Annotated in this window: 18 protein-coding genes; 12 read left to right on the top strand and 6 right to left on the bottom strand. The window is 47.2% G+C overall.

Features of this window, described 5'->3' with window-relative positions; translation table 11 throughout:
• Positions 1 to 4: 4 nt before the first annotated feature.
• Entirely contained in the window at positions 5 to 757 is a 753-nt protein-coding gene (locus tag PODO_RS24315) for a HesA/MoeB/ThiF family protein (protein ID WP_038573088.1), read from the top strand.
• Complete coding sequence (locus PODO_RS24310) at positions 754 to 1,884, top strand: homocitrate synthase/isopropylmalate synthase family protein (RefSeq protein WP_038573087.1); 1,131 nt, start codon at positions 754 to 756, stop codon at positions 1,882 to 1,884. The genes PODO_RS24315 and PODO_RS24310 overlap by 4 nt, the downstream gene beginning before the upstream one ends.
• A gap of 92 nt (positions 1,885 to 1,976) precedes the next feature.
• Here the strand turns inward: PODO_RS24310 and PODO_RS24305 are convergent, their stop codons facing one another.
• From PODO_RS24305 to PODO_RS24295, 3 genes are all read right to left on the bottom strand, one after another.
• Entirely contained in the window at positions 1,977 to 2,867 is an 891-nt protein-coding gene (locus PODO_RS24305; protein ID WP_038573086.1) for a carbohydrate ABC transporter permease, read from the bottom strand.
• 27 nt (positions 2,868 to 2,894) lie between these two features.
• Positions 2,895 to 3,779 carry a carbohydrate ABC transporter permease gene (locus PODO_RS24300; protein ID WP_036679565.1) on the bottom strand — a complete coding sequence of 295 codons (885 nt, stop codon included), beginning with the start codon at positions 3,777 to 3,779 and terminating at the stop codon, positions 2,895 to 2,897.
• Between the two features lie 206 nt (positions 3,780 to 3,985).
• Positions 3,986 to 5,362, bottom strand: coding sequence for an ABC transporter substrate-binding protein (locus tag PODO_RS24295; protein WP_036679562.1), 1,377 nt, complete (start codon positions 5,360 to 5,362; stop codon positions 3,986 to 3,988).
• Positions 5,363 to 5,600: 238 nt separating this feature from the next.
• Here PODO_RS24295 and PODO_RS24290 point away from each other — a divergent pair, with 238 nt between their 5' ends.
• The 5 genes from PODO_RS24290 to PODO_RS24270 all read left to right on the top strand — a co-directional run bounded on the left by PODO_RS24290 (position 5,601) and on the right by PODO_RS24270 (position 12,775).
• Positions 5,601 to 7,421 (top strand): sensor histidine kinase, encoded by a 1,821-nt coding sequence (locus tag PODO_RS24290; protein WP_038573085.1) that lies wholly within the window; start codon positions 5,601 to 5,603, stop codon positions 7,419 to 7,421.
• On the top strand, positions 7,422 to 9,077 hold the full coding sequence (locus PODO_RS24285; RefSeq protein WP_038573084.1) for a response regulator: 1,656 nt from the start codon (positions 7,422 to 7,424) through the stop codon (positions 9,075 to 9,077).
• 71 nt (positions 9,078 to 9,148) lie between these two features.
• Positions 9,149 to 10,840 (top strand): glycoside hydrolase family 13 protein, encoded by a 1,692-nt coding sequence (locus PODO_RS24280; protein WP_038573083.1) that lies wholly within the window; start codon positions 9,149 to 9,151, stop codon positions 10,838 to 10,840.
• 151 nt (positions 10,841 to 10,991) lie between these two features.
• Complete coding sequence (locus PODO_RS24275; RefSeq protein ID WP_038573082.1) at positions 10,992 to 11,726, top strand: class I SAM-dependent methyltransferase; 735 nt, start codon at positions 10,992 to 10,994, stop codon at positions 11,724 to 11,726.
• A 38-nt stretch (positions 11,727 to 11,764) separates the two neighbouring features.
• A complete protein-coding gene (locus tag PODO_RS24270) occupies positions 11,765 to 12,775 on the top strand; it encodes an MBL fold metallo-hydrolase (protein ID WP_038574806.1) in 1,011 nt (336 codons plus the stop codon).
• Between the two features lie 1,837 nt (positions 12,776 to 14,612).
• Here PODO_RS24270 and PODO_RS24265 read toward each other — a convergent pair.
• A complete protein-coding gene (locus tag PODO_RS24265) occupies positions 14,613 to 15,221 on the bottom strand; it encodes a phosphatidylglycerophosphatase A family protein (protein ID WP_036686950.1) in 609 nt (202 codons plus the stop codon).
• 269 nt (positions 15,222 to 15,490) lie between these two features.
• On the opposite strand from PODO_RS24265, the gene PODO_RS24260 reads away from it, so the two are divergent.
• The 3 genes from PODO_RS24260 (at position 15,491) to PODO_RS24250 (ending at position 18,204) form a co-directional block, all read left to right on the top strand.
• A complete protein-coding gene (locus tag PODO_RS24260) occupies positions 15,491 to 16,624 on the top strand; it encodes a GerMN domain-containing protein (RefSeq protein WP_170914313.1) in 1,134 nt (377 codons plus the stop codon).
• A gap of 163 nt (positions 16,625 to 16,787) precedes the next feature.
• A complete protein-coding gene (rph, locus tag PODO_RS24255) occupies positions 16,788 to 17,546 on the top strand; it encodes a ribonuclease PH (RefSeq protein WP_036686952.1) in 759 nt (252 codons plus the stop codon).
• A gap of 1 nt (position 17,547) precedes the next feature.
• Positions 17,548 to 18,204, top strand: a complete 657-nt coding sequence (locus tag PODO_RS24250) for an XTP/dITP diphosphatase (RefSeq protein ID WP_038573081.1) — start codon at positions 17,548 to 17,550, stop codon at positions 18,202 to 18,204.
• A gap of 412 nt (positions 18,205 to 18,616) precedes the next feature.
• Here PODO_RS24250 and PODO_RS24245 read toward each other — a convergent pair whose 3' ends face one another.
• On the bottom strand, positions 18,617 to 21,019 hold the full coding sequence (locus PODO_RS24245) for a glycosyl hydrolase family 18 protein (RefSeq protein WP_052097287.1): 2,403 nt from the start codon (positions 21,017 to 21,019) through the stop codon (positions 18,617 to 18,619).
• Positions 21,020 to 21,079: 60 nt separating this feature from the next.
• Complete coding sequence (locus PODO_RS24240; RefSeq protein WP_038573080.1) at positions 21,080 to 23,023, bottom strand: glycosyl hydrolase family 18 protein; 1,944 nt, start codon at positions 23,021 to 23,023, stop codon at positions 21,080 to 21,082.
• A 512-nt stretch (positions 23,024 to 23,535) separates the two neighbouring features.
• Here PODO_RS24240 and PODO_RS24235 point away from each other — a divergent pair.
• Both PODO_RS24235 and PODO_RS24230 read left to right on the top strand, forming a co-directional pair.
• Positions 23,536 to 24,060 carry an NfeD family protein gene (locus tag PODO_RS24235; RefSeq protein WP_244886387.1) on the top strand — a complete coding sequence of 175 codons (525 nt, stop codon included), beginning with the start codon at positions 23,536 to 23,538 and terminating at the stop codon, positions 24,058 to 24,060.
• Positions 24,060 to 24,995 (top strand): SPFH domain-containing protein, encoded by a 936-nt coding sequence (locus PODO_RS24230; protein WP_036686962.1) that lies wholly within the window; start codon positions 24,060 to 24,062, stop codon positions 24,993 to 24,995. Before PODO_RS24235 ends, PODO_RS24230 begins: the two co-directional genes overlap by 1 nt.
• Positions 24,996 to 25,029: the final 34 nt, after the last annotated feature.

The following is a 25,029-nucleotide window of genomic DNA, read 5'->3' as shown; positions in this document are numbered from 1 at the left end:
CAAAATGGAGCAGCTTGTAGGCGGCACCGAACTGGAACGATACGCACGCCAATTGAAGCTGCTTGGAGAAGGCGGGCAGAAAGCGCTAAAAGAAGCTACAGTGATGATTGCTGGAATTGGTGGGCTTGGAGGCACTGCCGCACTTTATTTAGCTGCTGCCGGAATCGGCAAGCTGATCTTGGCGCATGAAGGAAACATTGTGCCTCCAGATTTAAATCGACAGATTTTGATGGACAGTGATCATTTGGGTATGGAAAGGATGAGCACAGCAATTCAGCAGCTAAAACGTCTGAATCCAAATGTTGAAATTGAAGGATATAATTCGAAGATTGAATACAATATGGCAAAACCTTGGGTAGAGCAAGCTAATATAGTGATTGATGCACGGTATGATTTTCCGGAAAGATATGCGTTGAACCGCCTATGTGTAGAAACCGGCACGCCAATGGTAGAGGCGGCGATGTATGGATTTGAGATTTCACTAACAACGGTTATACCTGGTGAAACCCCTTGCTTAGAGTGTCTTTATCCGGATGTGAATCCAGAATGGGAACCGTTTGGCTTTCCAGTATTGGGAGCAACCTCCGGAATTGCGGGTTGTCTGGCTGCGTTGGAAGCCGTAAAATGGGTTACAAGGGTAGGGACGACTTATGCGGGCGTAATGCATCGCTTCAATTCACTCGACTTCGCCTGTTACAGCGTCCATATTACCCGTAATCCGAATTGCACTTGCTGCGGAGAGGAAGGTAAACCGTGAAAAGTCTCAGGCTATGTGACACGACACTTAGGGATGGTGAACAGGCGGCTGGAGTTTCATTCACGAGGGAAGAAAAGCTGGAAATCGCAAGGTTGCTGTCGGAATGCGGAGTGGAGCAAGCAGAGGTAGGAATTCCTGCCATGGGCAAGCAAGAGCAAGAAGATATTGCGGCTATCGCTGATTTAGGTCTACCTATGAAGATGATGACTTGGAATCGGGCTTTGGAAAGTGATATCGATAAAGCTTGGGCGACGGGTGTGAACTGGAGTCATGTATCGATCCCTGTCTCGGAAATTCAATTACAAGGTAAGCTAGGTTTAACACCTGCCAAAGGTCTGACAAGATTACTGCATGCGACGGAATATGGTCAACGGCTAGGAATGACTGTGTCGGTGGGGATGGAGGACTCTTCAAGGGCAAGTATGGAGTACTTGGTTGAACTGGTAAATACATTATATAAAGAAGGCATTCGTTGGTTCCGTTATGCAGATACGGTATCTGCTCATCATCCGGGTCAAATGGCAGAGCGGGTAAGCACATTACTTAGTGCTGTTCCTGCAGATGTAGAGCTTGAGGTACACTGCCACAATGATTTTGGTCTTGCGGCTGCAAACACACTTAGCGGTATTGCCGCGGGTGCGGTCTGGGCAAGCACTACGGTGGCAGGGATTGGTGAACGCACCGGGAATGCAGCATTGGAAGAAGTAGTGATGGCTTGGCGTTATCTTTATGGCGGGGAGAGCAGCGTGCGTCCAGAGTGTCTGAAGGGGGTGGCGGATAGGGTGATCGCAGCCTCGGGCCGAAGTGTCGGCGATGCCAAACCAATCGTCGGATCACTCGCCTTCACACATGAATCTGGGATACATGTTGACGGTTTGTTGAAAGAAACAGCCACCTACCAGACCTTTGATCCCACTGAGGTGGGGAGAGCACATCATTTTGTGTTAGGTAAACATTCCGGAAGTGGTGGAATCATGCATGTTCTGAACGCACATGGTTTAGAGGTTAGTGCGGGAACCGCGGGACGTTTGCTTGAACGGGTGAGAGACTATGCCGAAGTTAATAAAGTGAATGTGCCAGAGCTCCTCTTGGTTGAATGGCTGAGGGAGGATTGGCAACGACCGTAAGAGATATCAGTAAGAATGAATAAAGGCTGACAAGACGGGTACGAAACCTGTCTTGTCAGCCTTTTTATGTTGTTATGATTAAGTTTATTGTGTTAGCCCTTAACCGCCCCGGCGGTAATTCCCTTGGTCATCTGTTCTGTGAAGAGCAGGTAGATCAGGATGGTTGGGATGGCGATGATCGTCATAACCGCGAACTGTGCACCATAGTTGGATGAATACTCACCAGTGAATTTCATAATGGAGAAGGGAATCGTCTTAAGATCTTCCGAGGTGAGGAAGGTGTTCGCCATAATGAATTCATTCCAAGTGCTGATGAAATTGAGTACACAGATGGTTGCCAGCGCCGGTTTGGTGATGGGCAGGATGATACGGAAGATTAACCCGTAAATGCCACTGCCATCAATAACGGCGGACTCTTCAATAGCCCGTGGGATGGTCTCCAGGAACCCGGTCATAATCAGGACACTCATGGGGATGACAATGGCTGAGTAAGGCAAAATCAATGTGTACATATTGTTCAGCATCCCAAGCTTGTTAAACAGAATGAAGTTTGGCAGCAATGTGGCGTGAATGGGAATGATCATGCCTAACATGATTAGAGAGAGGACGATGCCACTTAGCTTCCATTTCATCCGGGTAAACGCATATCCCATCATCAGGGACACCAGCGCAGAGAGCATAACAGTAATCACTGTAATGATAAGACTGTTGGCAAAATAACGTGGCACACGCCCGTAGGTAAAAGCGTTTCGATAGTTCTCCCACTGGGGTGGAGAGGGCCATTTCAGAAATGAGCTTCCAAAGAACTCACCGCTCTTGAGCAGGGAATAATCGATCAACCAAATAAGCGGAAATAACTGAATCAACGCCATGATACACAGGAACACCATCATTAGGATTTTGCCCGTTGTAGGCTTTCTGCGTTCTTGTTTGTGAAGGTTTAGCTTAGGGGGTGAAGCGGCAGGCGATAAGGAATTATTCATAGGATTTCCTCCGGTTACAGGGTTTCTTTAAAATTCTCCGATATCTTTCTTTAAAATCTTGTTGAGGATAACGGTTAGGATCAGGCAGAACACAATAAACAGAATCGAAATGGCATTACCATAGCCGTATAACGATGATGAGAAGGCGGTTTTGTACAGATAGTTCCCTAGGAATTGTGTGCTATTTGCAGGGCCACCGTTGGTCATTAAGAATACGGTTTCCATTTGCTTAAGGCAGGTGGTGACGGCAATGATGATGGCAACCCGCATCATCGGCGAAAGCAGCGGAATGATGATACGCGTGTAGAGGGTGAAGTTGTTGGCGCCGTCGATTCTTGCGGCTTCGCTTAAATCTTCCGGAATGCCTTGCAGACCTGAATAATACAGCAGCAGTGCATACCCAAAGCCTTGCCACATAACAACAATGATGATGCACCAGATGGCCGTCTTTGGATCACCGAGCCAATCATGCGTAAGTGCATCCAATCCAACTCCGCTTAGCAGCTTGTTGAGCAGTCCGTAGTTTGGATGGAAAATTCCGGTCCACAGCTTGGCTGTAACGACGACGGAAATTACAGCGGGGATAAAAAAGATCGTCCGGAATATTTTTTCGTATTTGCCGGAATTGGTTAGGAATATCCCCATGAGAATGGCAAAGGGATGTTGTAAAAATACAGTGGCGGCGGTCAGGAGCAGGGCATTGACTAGCGATCTCCAGAACACTTTGTCATGAAATAGAATTTCACGGTAGTTATCAAAGCCGATGAAATTGTATTTGCCGATTCCGCCCCAATCCGTAGAACCGTAATAAGCGCTCATGAAGATAGGGATGCAGATCATAAAAGCAAATAGGAACAGTCCAGGTGCGATGAGTAAGAATATCGCTTTTTTGTCGCTTAACACTCTGTGCATGGAAATCTCCGTCCTTTTAAAGAGTAATCTATCTATTACCATCGTAACGGGAAGCCAGGCACCGGAACATGCCGTAAATTTCAGATCGGTGTATACATTTTTTCGAAAACAAAACCCCGGCCTCTGGGGGAAGCCGGGGTTTGCGCACTGCCATCTATAAGGTTACTTCAGGAGCGCTAAGGTTCATGTTTTTTGTAGTCTCTGGTTTATTTACCAGCGAATTTATCGGATGCAGCATCCAGTGCTTTGGCGAATTCTTCAGGGGTAATTGCATCAGAAAGCAGGCTTTGATGCGCCTCCATTACCTTTTGCTTGAACTCATCGTCACCCACATCCTGCAGTGGAGTACCGCTGGAGGATGTCATCGAGCTGAACACTTCAATCAATTCTTTTTGCAGCTGGGTTTCGTTACCCGTTAGGAATTGATCGAATTGCTGCGCAGGTGTACCCGCGCCAGCTTGCCATAGCATTTTAGACCAATGCTCTGGAGCGAAGAAATATTTCAAGAAATCAACAGCGGCTTCAGCATGTTTGGAGTTTTTGCTGACTGCATATCCACCACCATACCAAGCAGCATCATCGGTTGCTTTACCTTTATCTGAAGCTGGGAAAGCGAAAGCACCTACGTTATTGCGGAATTCTTCAGAGAAGTTCTCGTCTGTTGCCAGACCCGACTCCCAAGCGCCCATAAAGAACATGGCAGCTTGCCCTTGTCCGAACAAGTTGCGTGCAGCACCGTAATCGGCAGTCAGCCAGCCATCGGCAAAACCTTTAGCATCGGCAAATTGCTGCATTTCAGTTGCGGCTGCAACGAGACTAGGATCTGTAAAGGATATTTTACGCGCAACAGCTTCATCCATTGTATTGAAATCGCCAGTCTGACGTTGGGCTACAAATTCATACCAGATAGGCAGTGTCCAAGCGTCCATACCATTCATAGCGATCGGGTTAATTTTCTTGGCACGAAGTGTTTTGACGGCGGCAAGCAAATCATCTGTGGTTTTTGGAACCTCGATGCCGTTGTCAGCGAATATTTTTTTGTTATAGTACATGACCATGTAGTCGGCACCACGCGGCAAGCCGTAAAGTTTACCATCTTTACTGAAGCCGTCCATGGATCCGGACACAAACTGATTACCTTCGAAGTCAGCGCTGTTCAGTTCAAGCAGCAGATCGTTATCCAGCAGCGGACTCAGGAAGGAGGGCTGACCCCAGGCTTGAATGATATCAGGCAGCTGATTGCTGGAGGCATACACTTTGATTTTTGATTTGTAAGGCTCATCTTGAAGCGCTTCCACTTCAATCTTGACGTTAGGGTTCTCTTTCATGTAAGCATCGATAATGTCTTGCTCTACCTTACCTGAACCATTTGCCCGATCCGCGAGCGCGGTGAAGAACTTCAGTGTGATTTTTTCGGCGGGTGTGTTTTCCCCTGCACTTGCTGTTGCTTCGGCAGTAGCTTCGGCCTTGTCATTTGTAGGTGCATTGGTAGCTTTCGCATTGTTATTTCCGCCACCGCAGCCTGCGAGCAGAGCTGGTAGCATTAGACTCATAAGTGCTAGCTTTATTCCTTTACCTTTCATCAAAAACCCACCTTTTTTATGAGATATATTTCCACTAGAACGGCTGTCATCAAACGAGGACGACAATGTCGTTTCTTCTTGCATCCCCATCTTAAGAGTTTATGACCGATAGAAACATGGTCCATATTTAAGAACTATGTAGGCATTTTTCAGTGATTGTAAAAAGCTGGTTCAGGGTTTAATGATTTCAGTTATACTTGGTTTACACATTTATTGATTATACATGAAGGTGGTTCTCATGAATCGAAACATCCGCTTATTAAGCCGTTATCGCCATCTTCCGCTCCAGTTTAAGCTGTTATTATGGTTTGTGCCGCTGCTTCTCGTGACTATATTCGCTATGGGGTGGAACTCCTATCAGATCTCTTCGCAGCAGGTGGTGGAGAAAATGAAACAGTCACAGGATCACCTGACCCGAAAAACAGCAGAGCAGATTGATGAGATGGTGAGGGGAATGATTTCTTTTTCCAATACACTCTTTCTGGATGAAAGTGTGCAGCGGCTCTTAGTGTCGTCAGAAGCACAAAAAGAACGAAATTCCGTATTTAAAACGGTCACCAACCTGATGGTCGCTGGCAACTCGATTCAATCACTGATTCTATACTCTTTGGAAGACCAGAATAACGGGGCGGAGCCTTTTGCTGCGAACCAAGCCGGATTGACAACTGGCATGAAGTTCTCTAACTTTATCCAAACCTCGTACTACAAGGAAGCCGTTGAAGCCGCAGGTAGTCCAACCTTTGGATTGTCCAGACCCACGGATGGCATATTTGTTGGTGATCATTATCATAAGATTGTACTTTCCAGAATTATCAAGAATGTATATACTTTAAAACCGGCAGGGCTTGCGGTGATCGGGGTCGATGCTGGTAAGATTGGAAGCCAATATCTAGACAACTCTGAAGATGATGTAGATATGTTTGTGGTAGATCGAGACGGGCTCATCATTACGGCTTCTAACAAGAGCTGGATCGGCAAAAGAGATCTTGATCTTCCGTATTTTGCGGACAGCGATCCTAAGTTGAGCCTAAAGGAGAGACTGGAGTCTACAGCGGATCACAAACAGTGGATTGTCTCGCATCTGCAGTCAGAAACGACGGGTTGGTATGTAGTGGTGGTGCATTCCAAACGGCAGCTTGTCAAAGAGCTGGGACAGATTTCACAGGTCACGGTGACGATCGCTTTTCTGTGCTTAGCAGTTAGCTTAATGGTTACCTGGCTCGCCGCCGCCTCAATAACGAAACCGCTGAAAAAGCTTTCCCGCTCCATGCGCAGATTCCAGACAGGGGATTTCACGCAGCGCGTATTTTTTGAAGGAAATGATGAGATTGGTCTTTTGGGCCATGGTTATAATCTAATGGTGCAGCGGATCAAATCGCTCATCAATGATGTATATGCCTCCAAACTGAAGCAGCAGGAAGCAGAATTGAAAACGCTTCAGGCACAGATCAGGCCGCACTTTTTATATAACACGCTGAATACGATTTGTTGGGAAGCTGAGAAAAAGGGCGACAAAGAAATAGCCGATATGGTCTATTCGCTTTCTCAAGTATTCCGGCTGAGCTTAAATGATGGGCGGGATACGTTTACATTGGAACAGGAAGTAGAGCTTGTGACGAATTATTTGTTCCTGCAAAAAAATCGGTTTCGAGAACGTTTTGAGTTCGAAATTGCCTTGGATGAGAGTATCAAGGATTTCACAGTTCCGAAACTGCTGCTCCAGCCACTGGCGGAAAATGCAGTGATTCATGGGATCGAGCCACTGGCTGGAAGTGGACTCATCTCGATTCGCGCCTTCCGCAAAGATAGAACTATTGTGCTCGAAGTTCAAGATAACGGGGTGGGAATCACGCCGGAAAGACTTCAGGAGCTACATCAGCGTTTAGCGAGAGGAAGCTCTATTTCGGAGGAAGAGGAGAATGCTGGACGTTCGGGGTTTGCACTCTCGAATGTACAGGAACGTTTAGCTTTGTTTTTTGCCGGAGCCTCATTGCAAGTAGAGAGTGTAGAAGGAGCAGGCACACGTATTATCATTCATATCACTGTGGAGGGTCCCTAAATGATGAAGCTGAAGCTGCTGATTGCTGAAGACGAAGACACCATCCGTGAGGGTATCGTCAATATGATTGACTGGAATTCGCATCAGATTGAGGTAATGGGCGAGGCGGGGAACGGAAGTGAAGCGCTGGCTCTGATGGAGTCTGAACAGCCGGATTTATTGTTAACGGATATCCGCATGCCGCAGATGAATGGTCTGGAGCTAATCGAAGCTGGACGGCGTCGCGGTTACGACTTTCGCTCGATTATTTTATCTGGATACAATGAGTTCTCTTATGCGAAACAAGCGATTGCGCTGGGGGTTGTCGATTATGTGCTGAAGCCGTGCCGGCCGGAAGAAATTCTGAAGACGGTACTAAAGGCTAAGGAGCTAATTGAAAGGCAGCGTTGTCAGGAGAATGAGCAGCTAAAAAGAGATCGTTCCTGGCATAAAAATGCACCGCTTGTCAAAAGCCAAGTGCTGTCCCAATGGATTCATCATCCTCCGGTTCCGCTGGAGCGGCGGCAGGAGCTGATCGGTGAGTTAGCTATGGCTATTAGCCACGAAGGTCCGCAGATTGGGCTGGTCAGCTTTGATTTTGATCCTCCCTCTGCCGGTGGGTCTGGACAGGATTTTGTACTTTTACGTTACGCGGCCCTAAATATTATTAGTGAGACCTTGTCTCCTATCTATAAAGGAAAAATCGAGACCTTTCATGATGGCAATCTCCTGCTCTGGATCGGCAGTGGTTTAGCTGGAACGGATTCCCGCAAGTCTTACCGAACCCCCATCTATTTAAAAGAGCAAATCGGGATGCTGCAAAGCAATCTGGAGAAATACCTCAAGCTGTCAATCAGTATTGCTGTAGGCTCCTGTCGTGCGGATATTTCGGAAGCTCACCTGTCTTATAAAGAAGCGCTTCAGGCCATGGAATCCCGCTTTCTGAACGGGAAAGGCGGCGTTTATTTTTATACAGAAGGCTCGGGAGTTATTGGGGGTGGCGCACAGGAGATCGGGATTTTAGATGATCCTGAATTAAATGTGCTGGAGGATGAGATGCTTGTGGCAGTCGGTGCAGGAAGTAATGAGCTTGCCCTCGATCTGCTGGAGCAATGGCTGGAACGTTTTCGCGGAAACCCCGGATGCCTCAAGCAGGAGGTGAATATTCGGGCAACAGCTTTTGTCGTTCGCCTTAAGAGGCTTGCGCAGGAAAAACAAGTAGCTGGATTCGAATGGAAGCAGCATTTGGTCAATTGGATGGAGCAGGCACCACAGATCGAGACGCTGGAAGAATTGTCTACGATCCTGAATAAGATCATGCAGAATGTGGTGGAGGCTTTTTCTAAACATCGCCCTCTGCATCGAACAGTAGTTACAGCGCTCGAGATCATCCGTAACAAATATAATACCAATCTGTCTCTGGAATATGTTGCGAAGGAAGCTTATGTATCTAATACTTATTTAAGTTCACTGTTCCGCCAGGAGCTGGGTGTGAATTTTCTCGATTATTTGCATCAATACCGGGTAGAAGAGGCAAAAAAGCTGCTCCGCCAAAACTTAAAAATGTACGCTGTTGCAAAGTTAGTAGGCTACGGGGAAGAACGCCACTTCAGTGCTACTTTTAAGAAATGGACCGGACTTACGCCCTCACAATATCAAAAGGGACTAGGGAAGTAGGAGCAAATTGTTATCTACTAGGCTTTGTGTGGTTAAACTCTACATATAGCTAAATAGGAGGTAACCGAGAAATGAACCCGAAATGGTGGAAAGAAAGTGTCGTGTACCAAATTTATCCGATTAGCTTCATGGATAGTAACGGAGATGGGATTGGAGACTTGCAAGGAATCATATCCAGACTGGATTATTTGCAGGATTTAGGTGTAGACGTGATTTGGGTCTGCCCTATTTATAAATCGCCAAACCATGATAACGGTTATGATATCAGTGATTACTGTGACATTATGAAGGAATTTGGCACGATGGATGATTTTGACCATTTGCTGAGGGAGATGCACTCACGTGGGATGAAGCTGATGATGGATTTGGTTCTGAACCATACGTCACATGAGCACCCATGGTTTGTTGAATCCAGATCGTCGAAGGAGAATCCGAAACGGGACTACTATATTTGGCGAAAAGGAAAAAATGGAGGTCCCCCGAATAACTGGGAGTCTTATTTCAGTGGCTCGGTGTGGGAGCTTGATCCGCGGACCGATGAATATTACCTTCACCTCTATTCCAAATATCAGCCTGATCTGAACTGGGAGAATCCCGTGGTCATTGATAAGCTGCATGAGATGGTGGAATGGTGGCTGAAGAAGGGTGTGGACGGATTTCGCTTTGATGCCATTGCACATATCGTGAAGACGAAAGGTTACCCGGATGCGGATAATCCAGGTGGAACACCTACCGTGCGGGCTTATGGAATGTTCTCCAATCTGGCAGATGTGCATACCCTGCTACAGAATTTATATGATAAAGTGCTTTATTTCTACGATATTATGACGGTAGGAGAGACCTCAGGACTTGGACCGGAGCAGGCGCTAGATTACGTAGGTGATGGTCGCCGGGAGCTGAATATGACTTTTCAGTTTGAGCATATGTTTCTGGATGCCGCTTCGGCAGGTAGTGGAAAATGGGATGTCGTCCCATGGAGTCTACTGGAGCTGAAAAAGATTATGAGTAATTGGCAGACGGTTCTGCATGACAAAGGCTGGAATGCGAATTATCTCTGCAACCATGACCAGCCGCGCGCAGTGTCCCGGTTTGGGAACGACCTTTTTTACCGGATTCCTTCGGCTAAAATGCTGGCGACCTTCATTCACATGCTGGAAGGCACACCTTATATTTATCAAGGCGAAGAAATTGGAATGACGAATGTCTGTTTCGAATCCATTGATGATTACCGGGATGTAGAGACGCTTAATTATTATGAGGAAAAGCGAAAAAACGGCGTTCCAGAAGAGCAGATTATGTCTGCCATTCATCATAAAAGCCGGGATAATGCCCGCACCCCGATGCAGTGGGACGATGGTCACGCAGGTGGTTTTACGACGGGGACTCCTTGGATCGAAGTGAATTCCAACTATATGGAGATCAACGCTGGCAACGCGATTAAAGATCCCGATTCCATCTACAACTACTATAAACAGCTGATTGCCCTGAGAAAAAAACATAAAGTCATCGTTTATGGAGCCTACGAGCTGTTGCTTGCAGAGCATACAGAGATATATGCGTATACCCGGACATTGGAAGATAAGCGGCTGCTGGTTATTCTGAATTTTTATGATGGAGAGCCTGTATTCGAATGGCCAGCAGAGTTCCAACCAGAAAATATAGAGCTGTTAATTTCTAATTATTCCGTGGAAAAAGATGAGCAGATCCAACCGCTTAAACTTCGACCTTATGAAGCACGAGTATATTTGCAGCAGCTTGTGTAAAGGAAGCTGTAGGAATGAGTTGTCATGAAGGGGCTGAACGCTCACTGTGACAACTCTTCTTTGAGTTTGTGAGTAAAAGACTGTACAATGGCGATACATTAACATACATAGAGTGGAGTTACAGGAAGACGCCTGTGGGAGGAGAGACAACATGACTGAATGGTATGAAAAGAGCTTCGGAGAGGATTATCTGGTCGTATACAAACATCGAGACTTTGGTGGAGCTCGTAAAGAAGTTGAACGAATGATCTCGTGGCTGGGACTACCGCCAGGCTCCAAAGTGCTGGATTTATGTTGTGGGATGGGACGTCATTCACTGGCGCTTGCGGAAGCAGGGTACGAGGTAACTGGAGTGGACTTATCAGAGGTATTGCTGCGTGAGGCAAGATCTCAAACAGGAGCGGAGCAGGTAACTTGGCTGCGTTCTGACATGCGTGACCTACCATTAACTGGAGGTTTCGATGCTGTGGTTAATCTATTCACTTCCTTTGGTTATTTTGAAGAGGATGAGGAGCAGGTAAAGGTTTTGCGTGAAATCTATCGGATGTTGAAGCCGGGTGGCAAGTTTGTTATTGATTATCTGAATCCTGCGTATGTAATTCGTCATCTGGTGCCGCATTCTACCCGCGAGGATGGAAAAAATCTGATTGATGAGTCGCGGCGGATCGAGGATGGGTACGTGAAGAAGGACATCATTTTAACCTCTAAAAATGATTCTACACCTCGCCAATATCATGAACGTGTGAAGCTGTATACCTTGGAGAAATTCAGCGGGATGATCGAGGAAGCGGGTTTACAGCTCGAAGCTGTGCATGGCAGCTATGAAGATGAGGTTTATAATGCAGAAAGCTCCACGCGGATGATTTTTAGTGGAATTCGATCGTAATGGTATCAGGAAAAAGATTCAAAGGCGGTGATCGCACCATGTCTAAGGCGGATATCACTTCATGGGACGAGAACATTCTTCAGGTCTCGGTGCCCATGGACTCGCCGCTTCGTCAAGTGAACAGCTATATTCTGCCCGATGAGGATGGCAGAATTACTATTATTGATCCCGGTCCGCGTAGCCCGGAGACAGAAAAATGCTGGCAGGCGATCCTGCAGGAGCTGGGATTGTCGTGGAAGGACGTGCGGGATATCGTCGTAACACATCATCATCCCGATCATTATGGATTGGCGGGATGGTTGCAGTTACAGACCGGATGTAAGGTATGGATGACTGAACGTGCTCATGCCGAAGCGATGTTGATGTGGGGCAGTGACACGGATATCAATGAAGTTTTGCCGTTATATTTCATTGGACACGGAATGTCGGAAGAATGGTCGAGTGGAATAAAAGCGCATTTGGAGAGCTTTGACGCTCAAGTGGAGCCGCAGCCGGTTGTAACTTATCTGAATGAGGTAGAGCCTTTCGGGATGGGGGGCCGTGAATGGCAATTGATTGTAACTGGCGGACATGCACCGGGACATGTGAGCTTGTATCATGCGGACAGCGGGCAAATGATCTGCGGCGATGCTGTGCTGCCGCAGATTTCGCCCAATGTCAGCCTGCTTCCAGGCAGCGATCCACAGCCGCTGCAGACGTTTCTTCAGGGGCTGCGGGAGCTGGGCAGCTATCCGGTCAGCATGGCGTTCCCGGGCCATCGGGAACCGTTCACGGGCTTCACGCACCGGGTCAGCAGCCTGCTCGCTCATCATGAGGAGCGGCTGGATACCGCTGCAGCCTTGCTCGCAAACGGCCCGCTGAGCGGCTTCGCAGTCTGCGAAATTCTGTTTCGCAGCCGGGTAACCACCGTTCACCAGATGCGCTTTGCGATGAGTGAGACACTGGCGCATTTAGCGGAGCTGATGCGCCGGGAGCGGGCTGTGATGATAGAGGCGGACGGTGCTATATTGTTTGCAGCATCTGAAAGTGCTGGAGACCATGTTAGTTAGAGTTTCTAGCGGGCTCGAAGAGTGATGAGTGATGAATGATGATTGATGGAATGAATTGAGATGTGAAGGTTATGATCAAGTAGAGGTACAGAGCAGTCCTGTGTTATTGGGACTGCTCTTTTTTTGGGTTTTGGTTTTAGTGACTAAGGAGAGAGTATAATTCGGTGCTATTTATATGAATATTGAGCTCCTCAGTCGGATCGCATACCAAACTAATCTTTGATTACATACTCATGCGTTAGGCTGATCATTTGGACTAACATTTGATTACTTTGCTTACGCGTTACACAGATCATTCGGACTCAGATGCAGCTATTCGTGAGTTTTGGGACTTTTGAGGTTAGTATCGGACCGGAGAGGCGTTATTGATAGTATAGAGAGTTGTTATTGGTCATTATTGAGTGAATAGCGACTCTGGAGTCCGAAAGTGTCCAAATCAAAGGGGATATGTGAGTATAGTGTCACCTGAGTCCGAACGCATTACCAAACTAACATTTGATTACTTAACTCATGCGTCAGGCTGAACATTCGGACTAACATTTGATTACTTAACTCTCATGCGTCAGGCTGAACATTCGGACTAACATTTGATTACTTTACTTATGCGTCACACAGATCATTCGGACATAGATGCAGCTATTCGTGGATTTTGGGATTTTTGAGGTTAGTATCGGACCGGAGAGGCGTTATTGATAGTGCATAGGGTTATTATTGGTCATTTTTGAGTGAATAGCGACTCTGGAGTCCGAAAGTGACTAAATCAAGGGTGTTTTATGGAAATAGTGTCACCTGAGTCCGAACGCATTACCAAACTAACATTTGATTACTTAACTCATGCGTCAGGCTGAACATTCGGACTAACATTTGATTACTTTACTTATGCGTCACACAGATCATTCGGACATAGATGCAGCTATTCGTGGATTTTGGGACTTTTGAGGTTAGTATCGGACCGGGGAGGCGTTATTGCTAGTGCAGAGGGGAGTTATTGGTCATTTTTGAGTGAATAGCGACTCTGGAGTCCGAAAGTGACTAAATTAAGGGTGTTTTATGGAAATAGTGTCACCTGAGTCCGATCGCATTACCAAACTAACATTTGATTACTTAACTCATGCGTCAGGCTGAACATTCGGACTAACATTTGATTACTTAACTCATGCGTCACACAGATCATTCGGACTCAGATGCCGCTATTCGTGGGTTTTGGGACTTTTGAGGTTAGTATCGGACCGGAGAGGCGTTATTGCTAGTGCAGAGGGTAGTTATTGGTCATTTTTGAGTGAATAGCGACTCTGGAGTCCGAAAGTGTCCAAATCTAAGGGGATTGTGAGTATAGTGTCACCTGAGTCCGAACGCATTACCAAACTAACATTTGATTACTTAACTCATGCGTCACACAGATCATTCGGACTCAGATGCCGCTATTCGTGGGTAGAAACACATCTTGCCGAGTAACTAAGTGTTGGTATTGAATAATTGGGGAATTCCTCCCTGTTTTTTGAGGATTGTTGAGGTGTAGAGCGGATATTAGGGAATTTCTCCCTAATATTCTACGATGTAGCTATAAATTAAGGTTTTCGTAGAGTTATTAGGGAAGAATTCCCTAATAACTTAGGTTTTGAACGATTTTCGGTATTTTTTAGGGAGTTTTTCCCTAAAACGGTCCCAAGCCAAGCCAAGCCAAGCCAAGCCAAGCCAAGCCAAGCCAAGCCAACCCAACCCAACCCAACCCAACCAACCCAACCCAACCCAACCTCAAAAAAAGCGATTGTCTCATAACCCGCAAGGGCTACGAAACAATCGCTTTTTAATTCTCAGAGTGTACCCAAAACACCGGTTACTCCGGTTGTTTTTCATGTTCTGCAAGTTTCCTTGCAGCTTCTTCGCGATCCTCAGGTGAATGCGGAAGTTCGAGGTCTATCTCACGCTCTGCTTGCTTACGGTGTGCGATTCGGCTACTAGCTGCAGCGGCTACAGCTCCGACGATATCGTCGAGAAAGGTGTGGATCTGCCCGGTGTTTTTGTCGTTCAACCGTTCAAGAACGCCTGGCTTAAGCTTGTCCACATAACCATAGTTGGTGAAGCCAATGCTGCCGTATACATTTACGATGGAGAAAGCCAGAATCTCATCCACTCCGTATAATCCCTCATCATTTTCGATCATATCCTGAAGCGGCGGAAACAACTTCCCCTCCTCCGCGAGCATGTCCAATTGAATGCCCGTAAGTACTGCATTTTGCACTTCCCGTTTGCTGAGTACCATCTCAACGTTATGGACACACTCTTCCATTGTTAAGTTTGGATAATATTTTTTTTGCAGAAACATAACGAGCTCTGCGATTTCCTGCAGGTTCACTCCACGCTTATTCAACCACACTTTGGTCGCATCTGCGACTGCCTTGCTGTTCAGACTGTAAGGTATTTTTGCGATTGGTTCATCAGCCATGATTAGTCACCTCGTAAGTTAAGTCTTTGCATTACAACGTTCGTTAGCATGATGTTAAGCGCTGGTGTTATCTCAGATTGTACGTTTAGAAGAAGTATTTGTCCAGAAAGCGGAGTCTATGTGAATTAAAATCTAGATCCAACCCAACCTGAAAATAAAGTACACAGGCTTTTCCAACAATTTAGGATAAGCAGTTGTTATTTTTTGGACAAAGGTCTCGTATACATAGCAGTACAAATGCTATCTAACCTTGAAAGGGGTAATAAATGATGAAAACAATGCAACAAATCCGCGGGATTTCCGCGGTCTGCCTACTCGCAGTTCCACTGGCACTGTCCGGTTGTGGCTTGTTCGGTTCGGAATCAGCATCGATTGATGCTCCGCCACCTGAGGTTGAAGCGCAGATGCTACAGACAGAGGGAAATAACACTTTGGATTCAGGTGTATTTGGTCCAGTGGCTCAGGATGATGCACAAACAGCTGTTAAGGACAGCACCAAAACCGCTAAAGCAACGGATAAAACAACGGCTTCCGGTGACCGGACGACCGTATATTTGGAAGATGGAAACGGCTTACTCGCTCCAGTGTCGCTAAATCTGCCAAAAAGCAAAGATTCCAGCACGCTCAAGAACTCTTTAATGGCATTAGTGAATAAGGGAGAATATGCGTCCTCATTGCCAGAAGGCTTCCAAGGCATTCTACCAGCTGGAACTGAGGTGCAAAGCATTACGGTAGACAAGTCGAATCTGGCAGTTGTTGAGTTCAATTCGGAATTTAACAACTACGATGCTGCGGATGAACGCAAAATCCTTGAAGCGATCACTTGGACGCTGACCGGTCAAGATGACATTAAAGGTGTACAGTTCTGGGTAGATGGTAAAAAGCTTACGGAAATGCCGCTTCAAGGTACTCCGCTGGATCGCCCGCTGTCCCGCACAATGGGCATTAACCTGCCTAAACAAGGTCCATCTTTGATGAACTCTAGTGCGGTTACTGTTTATTTTTCCACAACATCTCCTGACGGTATCCAATATTATGTTCCGGTTACGCGCTTTGTACCCGCAGGGCAAGAACAGCTGACTGCTGCTATCAATGAACTGATTGCGGGACCTGAATCCGGAGACGGTCTGGAAATGGTTATGACACAGGGCACATCACTTGATTCGGTTGAAGCCGGACAAAACGGTGTTGTTACTGTATCCTTGACTGACGATATGTTCGCAGATGGGAAGGAAGTTCCTGCCGAATTGCTGGAATCGGTTGTTCTGACTGTTGCGCAAAATACGGAAGATGCTCTGGTTCAAATTCGTTTGAACGGCAAACAATCGATTACTGACACTGACAATGTGGATTATAGCAAACCTGTTTCTGCACCTGAATTTTTGAACGAGCTCCCGTTATAGAATGACCTTCTAAGGTTTAAAAGATGCTTTTGTGCCTCCTCTTTGGTAGAATAAAAGTTGCTCAAAAAGACGTAACGTCCCGAACGGTGTACTGCCGCAATGAACAACAGGGAAACGGGACTCACACTAAACTATTAGCTATACGATGTAGGAGGCAGAAAAGATGAGATCAAACGGGCGAACTGACGACCAATTACGGCCGCTGACAATAACGACCCAAACGAATAAATATGCTGAGGGCTCCGTGATCATTGAGATGGGAGACACCAAAGTCATTTGTACGGCTACTGTAGAGGAAAAAGTGCCTCCGTTTCTTAAAGGACAAGGAAAAGGCTGGGTAACTGCCGAATATTCGATGCTTCCACGGGCCACCCAGTCCCGTAATCAACGTGAAGCTGCACGCGGTAAACTTACCGGACGTACAATGGAAATCCAACGGCTGATCGGCCGTGCGCTTCGCTCCGTGGTGAATTTACAAGCGTTAGGTGAACGCAGCATTACGCTGGATTGTGATGTGATTCAGGCGGATGGGGGAACTCGGACGGCTTCGATAACAGGCGCTTTTGTTGCCATGGCATTTGCTATTAATAAAATTGCACTACAGCACAAGCTGGCTGTTTTTCCTATAACAGACTTTTTGGGAGCAATTAGTGTAGGTGTTGTAGGGGATAAAACACTGCTCGATCTGAATTATGAAGAGGATTCCAAAGCCAAAGTGGATATGAATGTAGTCATGACCGGCGGCGGTGCTTTTGTTGAGGTACAAGGAACTGGCGAAGAAAGACCATTCTCGCGTCAAGAGCTGGATCTTTTATTGGGTCTAGGTGAGAAAGGGATTTATGAACTGATTGCCGCACAAAAAGAAGCGCTCGGAGCGATTGCTCTGAAAATCCCTTCCGGCCAGCCGGGCCAAGAGGTGTAACATGAATTCCACGGGCAATATTCTCATTGTCGCTACGAAGAATAAGGGGAAGGTGCGCGAATTCGAGCACGCTTTTGCCCCGCTGGGCCTGACAGTTAAGAGTATGTATGACTATCCGCATCTGCCCGATGTGGTAGAAGACGGAGCTACTTTTGCAGAAAACGCATTTAAAAAATCCAAAGCCGTAGGTGACGCACTTGGAATTCCGGTACTCGCTGATGATTCGGGTCTTTGTGTAGATGCTTTGGATGGCAGACCTGGTGTGTACTCTGCACGTTTTGCAGGTGAAGATGCTACGGATGGGGAAAATAACCTAAAGCTGCTTAGCGAGCTAGAGAGATTGAAACAGGGGGAAGACACAGATCAGCCTTTGCTGAGCACGGCTAGGTTCGTCTGTACTTTATCGCTGTACGATCCAGTTTCCAAGCAGGAGCTAACCGCAGAAGGTGCGGTCGAAGGTTGGATTACTTCAGAACCATCAGGTGCCGGTGGTTTCGGTTACGACCCGCTATTCTACCTGTCGGAACATGAAAAAACTATGGCCGAGCTTACGCTGGAAGAGAAGCAGCAGATCAGCCATCGAGGAACTGCACTGCGACTGCTGACGGCGAAGCTGGAGAAGAAACTGGCGGCTGAAGGCGGCCTATCGCCGGAATAGAGTTTTTTATAAAAGTGGGGGTGTCCAAAAGCCGCGAAATGGCTGCTGGGCACCCCCGTTTTTTATACCTTCCCTTTGAACTAAGCCTCAAACTTCGTTCGATTCTAACACATTTACCCGTATGAAGCTGCCACCCGGACACAGCTGACCTTAAACGTAGCTATTTCCGATAATTGAGATTCTACTGGACCCCAAAGTCGCTATGGGCACGAAAAACACCCCAAAAGAAGCATTTCATAAGGAATAGCAGCACTGGAGTCCGAAACATAGCTCCAAAGGCTTGAAATTTGTAAATAACGTCAACTGGGTCCTTAACGTAAGCCCCAGAGAATGAGTATGACTCTGCACTAATAATGGGATGTTCTCCTTGTAATGGGACAATCTTCTTGTTGGAATCAAAGAGAGCACCCGATTATATCAGCTTCCAAAGAGCAGGTGTAGAAGCTGGCTCCCACCCCTGAAGTGAAGTGTGAGGCTGCAAGCAGGTATACGTTTTTCCACTGTAGGCAACGACATCACCTACTTTATAAGCAACTCCTGTTACCCAGCTAGACCCTCCCGAAGTAGGTGTAGCAGTCGGTAATGGAGTTTGCGTGGGTGTTACGGTTGCAGTAGGCGTCGGTGCCACCGTAGGTGTCAAAGTCGGTATTACCGTTGGAGCTACAGTTGCCGTTGGTGTAGACGTTGCTGTTTCACATACGCTGATGTATTTCCAGACACCGTCCGGTCCGCTAAGATCGGGACGATCGCCTTGTGTCCACCACTTGGCTTCATAGATTGAGCCGTTGTAGGAAACACGTTGTCCGCCAGTATATGCGGTTGCCGCATTCCAGGTCGCTGCCGAGCATTGTCCCGGCGTAGGAGTAGGTGTTGGCGCTACAGTTGGCGTTGGCGTCACGGTTGCCGTCGGAGTCGGTGTTGTTGTAGGTGTTGCCGTTGGTGTTGCTGTTGGTGTAGTCGTCGGAGTAGGTGTTGCTGTCGGTGATGCAGACGGTGTTGGTGTTGGCGTAATGCCACCGTACAGTTTATCGTATTCCTGTTGGGACGAGTTTCCGTTCAGGGTGATTCGCTGTGGACCGCCTGAAAAATTCAGCTTCATCATACCCGGAATTTCAAGTGAAGCTCCGTTTGCAATGGTTTGAGTAGCTGTACCTGTAATACGGTAGCGGTTGAAATCCCAGGCCGTGGAGATTTGCTCAACGCTACCTGCTCCCCATGCCGAGGTTAGGGTTGTAGTTGTTGGCAGGTCGAATTCTAGCTTCCAGCCACCGGAAATATCTGTGCCGGTATTGTTCGTTATTTTTAATGAATAGGTATAGTTCGGATGATCATAAGCGCCGCTGAAGCTGAGGTTGAAGTTTTTAGGTTCAGGCAACTGCGGCTTAGGAGCTCCGCCCGGCGGCGAGGCTGTCTTCAGCTGATCATAGGCAAAATCGGTCAGAGAATTGCCGTACGTATAAGTGCCATCGCTCTGCTCAGAGTAATCGCCCGTTAATTCCCAGAACATCATGCCTCCCAAGCCTTTTTGTTTAATGTAATCCAGCTTGTAGCCTAGAGATTCCTTATCTTCATACGTAAGAAAAACCTTCTTGTCTGCGTTGAACAAGTACGGTGTTTTGGTAACAGGATCGAAGTAACGTTTATTCGCTGGATCTTTGAGCAGATTTAGCACATGCCAGATCGGATTTGCACCAGCAGGCTGCTCTGGTGCGGGATCATTCCAGATCCCGTATTGGCCATCTGCTCCCCCACCGGTTGTCGGAGCTGTGCCGTAAAGGCCGGTATTGTTGATGCCTCCATTCACATTTTTCCAGCCTCGTGAATAATAAGGAACTCCGATCACGATTTTTTCCGGAGGAAGCGTTCCAAGATAGTATCGGACCGCCCAGTCGGTATTCAGAACCGGAGTGCCCAGCGCAGCAGTTTCAGTATCGCGGGAATCCGGGTACAATGCAGAATGCGGCCCTACATATCCATTCCAAGCCCCATGGAAATCATAGGTCATAAGGTTCGCCCAGTCTAAATACTGATTGGCTTCCCCAAGCTTCATGCCCCCAAGAATCCAGGAAGAGGCGGTGGCCGCAATGGTCAGGTCATATTTCTGATTGTCTTGAGCACCTGCCAGATCGAGCTTTTCGCGGAGTTTTTTCATAAGAAGAACGTAGTTGTTGTAATTAACTGTACGCAGCGGTTCTGCCACGGCAAAATCGTTAGGATTACCGGACTGCCCAGTGCCAGAAGGGTACTCCCAATCGATGTCTACTCCGTTGAACTGATAGGTACGCAGAAAATCCACAACACTATTGGCAAAAGCTTCTCGCCCGGCTTCTGAATTCGCCATGTTGAAGAACCCTCCGGAACCCGACCAGCCGCCAACAGAAATCAGGGTGCGGACATCAGGATAGAGCTGTTTGTACTTAACCAGTTGGTTAAAATGCCCCTTAAAAGGCAGGGTGGTCAGCTGACCGGGATAGTCTTTTTCGATTGCAGCTGTACGGTCCATGAGATCAATCTTGTTCGTTTGAGGATTTACCTTGGCGAAGGCGTAGTTAATATGGGTAATTTTATCCCACGGAATCTTGTCTACGGTGTAAAATCCTTTGTTCTCCTGATCGCCCCACTCTGGGAAGTAAGCAACGATTTTACGAGGGTGATCAGCTGCTGGAGCGGGAGCGGAAGGTGTTGTTTCCGCGGCATGGGCCACTGGTAAGGATGCACCTGTCCCGGTGTAAAGTGGAACCAGAACGATTAGGCTCATTAGCGCAGCAAGGTAACTTATGGATATTTTGCGCTTAGCACGTGCTTTTGCAATCATATTTAATATACCTCCAAAGGGGGATAATGTTATTTCAGGAACGATGCTTCCAGCAAGTCTTTAATTGAGCTTCCATAGCGCAGGTGTGGTGGCTGGCTCCCAGCCCTGAAGTGAAGTGTGGGGCTGCAAGCAGGTATATGTTTTTCCGTTATAAGCGACGACATCATCTGTTTTGTACGCAACGCCTGTTCCCCAGCTAGACCCTTCCGAAGTAGGCGTAGCGGTAGGTAAAGGAGTTTGTGTAGGTGCAACGGTTGCAGTTGGCGTTGGCGCTAAAGTAGGCGTAGGTGCAACGGTTGCGGTAGGCGTTGGTGCTACCGTAGGTGTTAAAGTTGGGGCCACAGTTGCAGTTGGTGTCGCTGTTCCGCATACGCTGATGAATTTCCAGACCCCATCAGTTCCGCTAAGATCAGGACGATCCCCTTGCGTCCACCATTTGGCTTCATAGACTGAGCCATTGTAGGAGACACGCTGTCCGCCAGTGTATACGGTTGTTGCACCCCAGGTCGCTGCAGAACATTGTCCCGGTGTAGGCGTTGGGGTTGGCGTCACGGTTGCAGTTGGCGTTGGTGTTGCAGTTGGAGTTGCAGTAGGTGTAGCGGTTGCAGTTGGTGTTGGTGATGTGGATGGTGTCGGTGTCGGCTGCACCACTCCGCCACCAAGATCGGCGTTTAGTTTATTGGTTAGTGTTTTGTTCCGGTCACCACTTGTTTCCCAGAACATAGCACCTGCAAGACCCTTGGACTTCAGGTAGCTGATCTTGTGGCCAAAGGATTCTACGTCGTCATAGCTGATAAAGGTTTGATTTGTTGGATTATAGAGATAAGGCACTTTGGATGTATCATTCCAATAGCGGATATAACCGTTTTTGTTGATATAATTGGCTTCGAGATCATAGAAATCATAGCTGCCTTTTTCCCATGTACCCGTTGGTGAGATGCCAGCGGACACCTGATATTGGCCGTTTCCTGAAGCAGGAGCTCCGCCCCAACCACGACCGTAAAAAGCCATGCCAAGTACAAGCTTGTTCGCAGGTACACCATTCGCAAGATAGGAGGTTACCGCTTTATCGATGTTAAAATTTTGCGGTTCGGTTAAGCCCGAAGCGGAAGCTGCGGGATCATAGTACAACGGAGCATTGTGTCCGGTGGTGGTGTTCCAGCTCCCATTAAAGTCATAGGTCATAATATTGATCCAGTCGACAACGGAAGCAATGCCGGCCAGATTATTATTGTTGATATACGTTGGGCCTGCCCCGGAAGCAATGGTCAGCAGATAGGTTTTTCCATCCGCCGCGCCGGCTGTATTCAGCTTTTCGCGAACTTTTTGCAGCAGCAGTACATAGTTTTCTTTATCTTCAGAACGGTAGCTATTGCCTGCGAGTCCACCACTTACTGGATATTCCCAGTCGAGATCCACGCCGTCCATCTTGTATTTTCGAATAAAATCAACCGCGGAATTGGCAAAAACCTCACGGGTCGCAGCTGTCGCAGCTACATCCGAGAAACGGTTCGACCAGGTCCAGCCCCCAACGGAGATTAGGGTCTTCAGGTTCGGGTTCTTTTCCTTAAGCTTCCATAGCTGCTTCAGGTTACCTTTGATGGGATCATCCCATTTGTCATCCCCGAAGCTTTTTCCAGTGTCAATCCAAGGGTCACCAAGAACAATCGTACCGTTCGGAACGCTGATGGCTTGGCCTTGCTCATTCTGGCAAGACCAGGTCACCGGATTAGGTCCGGTGGGGTCGGGATTGCCATGGATGCCATTCCAACAAATATCCGCAAAAGCGTAGTTAATGACATTCATTTTGGTAGGATCGATATCAGTTACATTGTAAGCACGCCCGTAAGCGGCCCATGAAGCGTAATAACCAACCAGTTTGTAATCCTGTGCGGCGTTGGCTGTTTTGGGACTGCCGCCCAGGGTGGAAAAGAGTGTCAGAACAAGCGCGGCGATCATCGCAATTGCAAAGGTTTTGCGTGAAGCTTTTTTCGTGAAGATCATTGAATTTCTACCTCCTAGATTCAAAGTGTAGTTCGAAATTCTTTTCGGCAAGATGTCCTGACCTTCACCTCCCGTCGGTTGTAGTGCACCATCACCCTTGGCGTCCCTATCACTCTATTGAAGTTCAATTCGTAGATTCAGCAGCAAAAAAGCAGCGGTCCAAATCAAGCCTTACCCAATCAGTAAGCGCTTTCTTTTATGCTTTTTGTGTGCTGCTGTTTCATGGATTTTTAAAGATGTAACATGCTGTGTATGGTTTGAGTGAATAGAGGAGGATGTTTGGAAGTTGGATAATTAGGATGAATTAGATATAAATGGGTGATGGTAACTCTTATTCTCAAGCATAGCTTGCAATTGCGCTAGGGATAAAATCAGGTGATATAGGGGGACAATTTTCTAATTTATAGTGACTCTTCAAAAAGTGAACCCTTTTGGATTTGTATACTCGCCTTTTATCAAGAAACTCATGAAGAAACACATAACCACCGATGTAATGAATATAAATCATATACATGCCTGAAATATTTATTTGTGGAACTATGCAACGCATCGATGTTTCTTTTCGTTATAGTAGTATCATACGGAAGGTGGTGGGCTCACCGATGGTTGTGTGGGTGTTTTGGCTGATCGCAGCCGGTGTCCTGTTTGTTGTAGAGATGATGACGCTTACTTTTTATTTATTGTGGCTTAGTATTGGTGCTTTGGCCGCAGGTTTGGTGTCGCTGATTGTTCCCGAAGCCATTTTGTTTCAGGTGGTCCTTGGATCACTGGTCGCACTTGGTCTGACTATATTCTCGAAACCACTGGTTTCTAGATTTCGCCATTCACGTGGGTTCAAGGATACAGGTACAGAAATCATCGGTAGGCAAGGAGTAGTTGTTGAGCCGATAGAGCAGGGACGTTACGGGCAAGTGAAGGTAGGCGGAGATACGTGGAGCGCGACCTCTGAACAGTCTCTAGGCAAGGATGAGGTTGTAAGAGTAGTGAAAAGAGGCACGACGATTATCGAAGTAGAACGATGGGGGGAAATGAACTAATGCAATGGGCAATTATCGCAATTATTATTGTAGTGGTCGTAGTTTTTGTGGCATTAACAGTCAAAATCGTACCACAGCAGCGGGTAGGCGTAGTGGAAAGGCTCGGTAAATTTAATCGTCTGCTGACACCGGGGCTGAACATTCTGATTCCTGTAATTGATCAGGTGCGCACCTACCATGATTTACGGATCCAACAAGCAAATGTACCTCCGCAAACGGTAATTACAAAGGATAACGTGCAGGTGCAGATTGATACGATTATTTTCTACCAGGTGGTTGGACCAGAGGAAGCTACTTATGGTATTTCTGATTATGTCTATGGGGTAAGAAACATTTCGACGGCAACGATGCGGCAAATCATCGGTAAGCTGGAATTGGATGAGACCTTGTCTGGACGGGAAAAGATTTCGACGGATATCCGTCTTGCTCTCGATGAAGCTACTGAGAAGTGGGGCGTACGGATCGAGCGTGTGGAAGTTATCGATATCAAACCGCCGTTGGATATTCAGGAAGCGATGGATAAGCAGATGAAAGCAGAGCGGAGCAAACGTGCCATTGTTTTGGAAGCGGAAGCTGCCAAGCAGGATATGATCCTGCGCGCTGAAGGGGATAAACAGAGTAAGATTCTAAAAGCAGAAGGCGATAAAGAAGCGCGTATCCGTCAAGCAGAGGGTTCACGGCAGGCGCAGGAACTGGAAGCACACGGTGAGGCTAAAGCGATTCAAGCCGTGGCAGAAGCAGAAAAATCACGCATTGAGCTGATTCGTTCAGCAGGTCTGGATGAGCAGGTGCTGGCTTATCGTTCCTTCGAGGCTCTGGCTGAGATTGCCAAAGGCCCTGCTAATAAAGTGTTCTTGCCAACTAGCGCTGTTGAAACGCTGGGAAGTCTTGGAGCGATTGCGGAAGTCTTCAAAGCGAGCAAGGACAGTAAATAGATTTTACAATTCGAGCTTATTCCGTTAAAGTAAA

It is taken from the genome of Paenibacillus odorifer, from assembly GCF_000758725.1.
GTDB lineage: Bacteria > Bacillota > Bacilli > Paenibacillales > Paenibacillaceae > Paenibacillus_AQ > Paenibacillus_AQ odorifer.
This window is presented reverse-complemented; position numbering and strand designations above follow the sequence as displayed.

Excerpts from the sequence above, each read along its gene's own strand:
- PODO_RS24315 (WP_038573088.1), top strand. The coding sequence starts at position 5 with ATGGAGCAGCTTGTAGGCGGCACCGAACTGGAACGATACGCACGCCAA.
- PODO_RS24305 (WP_038573086.1), bottom strand. The coding sequence starts at position 2,867 with ATGAATAATTCCTTATCGCCTGCCGCTTCACCCCCTAAGCTAAACCTT.
- PODO_RS24300 (WP_036679565.1), bottom strand. The coding sequence starts at position 3,779 with ATGCACAGAGTGTTAAGCGACAAAAAAGCGATATTCTTACTCATCGCA.
- PODO_RS24295 (WP_036679562.1), bottom strand. The coding sequence starts at position 5,362 with ATGAAAGGTAAAGGAATAAAGCTAGCACTTATGAGTCTAATGCTACCA.
- PODO_RS24290 (WP_038573085.1), top strand. The coding sequence starts at position 5,601 with ATGAATCGAAACATCCGCTTATTAAGCCGTTATCGCCATCTTCCGCTC.
- PODO_RS24285 (WP_038573084.1), top strand. The coding sequence starts at position 7,422 with ATGATGAAGCTGAAGCTGCTGATTGCTGAAGACGAAGACACCATCCGT.
- PODO_RS24280 (WP_038573083.1), top strand. The coding sequence starts at position 9,149 with ATGAACCCGAAATGGTGGAAAGAAAGTGTCGTGTACCAAATTTATCCG.
- PODO_RS24275 (WP_038573082.1), top strand. The coding sequence starts at position 10,992 with ATGACTGAATGGTATGAAAAGAGCTTCGGAGAGGATTATCTGGTCGTA.
- PODO_RS24270 (WP_038574806.1), top strand. The coding sequence starts at position 11,765 with ATGTCTAAGGCGGATATCACTTCATGGGACGAGAACATTCTTCAGGTC.
- PODO_RS24265 (WP_036686950.1), bottom strand. The coding sequence starts at position 15,221 with ATGGCTGATGAACCAATCGCAAAAATACCTTACAGTCTGAACAGCAAG.
- PODO_RS24260 (WP_170914313.1), top strand. The coding sequence starts at position 15,491 with ATGAAAACAATGCAACAAATCCGCGGGATTTCCGCGGTCTGCCTACTC.
- rph (WP_036686952.1), top strand. The coding sequence starts at position 16,788 with ATGAGATCAAACGGGCGAACTGACGACCAATTACGGCCGCTGACAATA.
- PODO_RS24250 (WP_038573081.1), top strand. The coding sequence starts at position 17,548 with ATGAATTCCACGGGCAATATTCTCATTGTCGCTACGAAGAATAAGGGG.
- PODO_RS24245 (WP_052097287.1), bottom strand. The coding sequence starts at position 21,019 with ATGATTGCAAAAGCACGTGCTAAGCGCAAAATATCCATAAGTTACCTT.
- PODO_RS24240 (WP_038573080.1), bottom strand. The coding sequence starts at position 23,023 with ATGATCTTCACGAAAAAAGCTTCACGCAAAACCTTTGCAATTGCGATG.
- PODO_RS24235 (WP_244886387.1), top strand. The coding sequence starts at position 23,536 with ATGCCTGAAATATTTATTTGTGGAACTATGCAACGCATCGATGTTTCT.
- PODO_RS24230 (WP_036686962.1), top strand. The coding sequence starts at position 24,060 with ATGCAATGGGCAATTATCGCAATTATTATTGTAGTGGTCGTAGTTTTT.